The organism is Collinsella aerofaciens, assembly GCF_039752955.1.
In the GTDB taxonomy this organism is placed as follows: domain Bacteria; phylum Actinomycetota; class Coriobacteriia; order Coriobacteriales; family Coriobacteriaceae; genus Collinsella; species Collinsella aerofaciens_BI.
Window position 1 is genome coordinate 1 of record NZ_JBDMHB010000020.1, and the last position, 2,247, is coordinate 2,247.

Consider the following 2,247-nt stretch of genomic DNA (forward strand, 5'->3'; position numbering starts at 1 on the left):
CCAGATTCTAGGACAGGGGCCGCTTGCGTTTGGCGGTCAGCCGTCGGCGCGCTTACACCAACATTTCCGACGCGATCCATATGCCAGAGCTTTTTATTCAAAATAAGACGACAGTAATCAAGTTGATGGCGCTCTGCATTTTATCTGCCCTGGTGGAGCTGTCTGTTGTTAAAGCTGAATCGTTGATAATAGACTATGGCCTGCTTCGCTCTAATTATCGTAACGTTTTATGCATTGGGTTAGGCCTGCTAGTATTGCTCTCAGTTGAGCTGGTGACAAACCTGTTCAGATCAAAATATGCGGAGCAATTGGCTTCCGATGGCGCTAACTGCTTCTATAGATTGCTTGCCCGCCATGCTTTAGAGCGGCCCTTAGTTTTAGCAAAAGACAGTGACTACCTGTTATCGCGCATTGAAGAGGCTGGGAACCTACAGCCGATGATTGGAATATTTACAACTGCGTTTCTTCCGTGCCTAGTGACGGGTTTGGTATCGTTTGTGGCGCTATCTAATATCTCTTTGTTGCTTTTGATTCCTGTTTGTGTTTCGGCATTGTTTATCTCGCTTCTATATCCGTTCGCTCTTAGTAAGCTATCGACTAAGAGCGAAAAGGCATTGGAGGCCCAGGCGAGGGGTTCTGCTTATTTAGCCCAACTAATAAATTGTCGACTTTACATTCGTATTTCTCGTTCAATTAACTTGGAATTACTTCGCTATAAAAAGATGCTTAAAGCCTGCAGGAACTCTCGAGTTGAGGAGAGTGTCTTTGCGAGATTGGCAACTGAAATAGTTGACGCTGGCAACATCATTACTGGCTTGCTTTCAGTTCTGCTGCTTATTTTCCTTGTGTCAAAGCGCGGACTGACGGTCGGGATTGCGGTGCAGAGCTATCAACTTGTACTTCTATGCTATTCTCCTTTTCCTCTTGTTCTGAATTGTTGGGCTCAGCTTCAGCCGTCGTTTAGATCGTTGCACCGTGTCTTGGAATTACGTCGTCTTTTGGAAGCTGAAAAACCTAATTTGATATGTTTCGATCACGCTGATCGAATTAGTTGGAAAGGAATCATTCTCTCGTTTTCGTCGAACGAAACTAATGAGAGGATAACAATTCCAGATTGCACGATACAGGCACCTTGTCTGGTTTTAGTAAGCGGCCCTAATGCATGTGGTAAATCTTCATTTCTGGAAGTATTGAACGGATTATTGTCGCCAGTTGCTGGCAGACTGTGTGTTAATGAGTCTACTGTCATTTTCGATGGTTCGACTTTAATCCAGCTACCCTGCGCAACTATGCCGCAAAGACATTTGATAATGGGGGGAACTTTCAGGAAGGCTCTTTACTATGGTCTTGTAGATATTGACTCTGAAAAACTCATCTATCTTTTGAAGGGTTTTAGCCTCGATAAATTATTTGAAGTAAATCCCATCATTGGAGCTAGGGGACACAATTTGTCTGGCGGAGAACTGGCTTCTCTATTACTTTGTAGGGCCTTTCTGAGCAGTTATTCTATTATTATTTTGGATGAGCCTTGCAACAATTTAGATAATGCTTCGATATCCTTTTTGAAGATGGTGGTTGCGCAGGAGATGAAAGAGCGAATCGTCATCATTGCGGATCATGGACATGGTTTCGAACAATTTGCAGACTATGTAATGCAGTTTCAGGAGCCAGAAAAAACTATCTAGCTCCTGAACGTTGCTACGAACTGCTTTTTGCGATTTATTCGAGATGCTCTTCAATCCGAGCCCTCAGAAGGGCAATGGCTGTGGGTATTCCAATTGCGGCGGCCAATTCGGCTTTATCCAAAACCTGTATGCTAAAGCACGATTGTTTATCACATTGAAGGACGATAACTGAAGATAGCTTCACTTCCCGTTGGCTGAATATGTCGTAATCTCCAAATAGGAAGTTACCTTTTATTGTGTAATTCGGTATGTTCGTTACGCACTTCATCTCAAGTCTGTTTAGGCCATAATCGAACACCGCAACTTCCTTGTGTTCGATGATGAGCGCAACCCTGGGCATGTTACTAAAACCACCGTCGACGACAGTAAAGAGTTTTTCATTTGCATCGTCATAAACGGTATATTTTAGACTCAATAGCTGTCCTAGTGGACCCGTGAACCCATGTCTTTTGATATTGAGGTTGTCTCCGGCTGGGTTGATGAGAGCTAGAGCATGCGGATAAGGGTTACCTTCAATTGAGATTCGATATTCGTTTGTAACCGTCTTGCTCGATTTAGGACC

The 2,247-nt window shown here is 43.7% G+C and carries 2 protein-coding genes; one reads left to right on the forward strand and one right to left on the reverse strand.

Annotation, left to right across the window (positions count from 1 at the left end):
• Positions 1-29 precede the first annotated feature (29 nt).
• A complete protein-coding gene (locus ABHR75_RS05910) occupies positions 30-1,685 on the forward strand; it encodes an ATP-binding cassette domain-containing protein (protein ID WP_346963858.1) in 1,656 nt (551 codons plus the stop codon).
• 34 nt (positions 1,686-1,719) lie between these two features.
• Here ABHR75_RS05910 and ABHR75_RS05915 read toward each other — a convergent pair.
• The coding region (locus tag ABHR75_RS05915) for an LURP-one-related/scramblase family protein (RefSeq protein ID WP_346963859.1) at positions 1,720-2,247 on the reverse strand (528 nt) is incomplete at its 5' end.